The following is a 501-nucleotide window of genomic DNA, read 5'->3' as shown; positions in this document are numbered from 1 at the left end:
CGTTGAGAGAAGTCCGGCCCAACCGATGTCCCCGGGGGCGGGGGAGGCACGATTGGACCGGGTCGCGCCCCCACGAGCGTGGCGTGCGACATGCTGGCAGCGGAGGTGGCTCCGGTGATACTCATGGCGATCGGGGCCTCAGGCCGCGCGCGCCGGCTGCACCGGCTCGGCACCGGTCAGCAGCATGATGTGCTCAGGCCCGATCACCGGACCTTCGGCCAGAACCAGCGCCCGCTGCATCACGTTTTCCAATTCCCGCACATTGCCCGGCCAGCCATGCGCCAGAAGCACGCCGCAGGCCGCCTCAGACAGCAACGGCACAGGCACTTTCGCGCTGTGACGCCGCAGCATCGCGCGCGCCAGCACCGGGATGTCCCCGGGGCGCACCGCAAGCGGCAGCGTCTGCAGCGGGAACACGTTCAGCCGGTAGAACAGGTCCTCGCGGAAATTGCCCCGCGCCACTTCCGACGCCATGTGCCGGTTCGAGGTCGCGATGATGCG

General features: G+C 69.5%; 1 protein-coding gene. It reads right to left on the bottom strand.

What is annotated here, in order from left to right:
• Positions 1-138: 138 nt before the first annotated feature.
• Positions 139-501, bottom strand: a 363-nt coding sequence (locus IEV82_RS23515; RefSeq protein ID WP_188484509.1) for an AAA-type ATPase lid domain-containing protein, incomplete at its 5' end; no start/stop codon positions are given.

It is taken from the genome of Marivita lacus, from assembly GCF_014637725.1.
Lineage (GTDB): Bacteria > Pseudomonadota > Alphaproteobacteria > Rhodobacterales > Rhodobacteraceae > Marivita > Marivita lacus.
The sequence above is the reverse complement of the archived record's forward strand: the minus strand, read 5'-3'. Positions and strand labels throughout refer to the sequence as shown.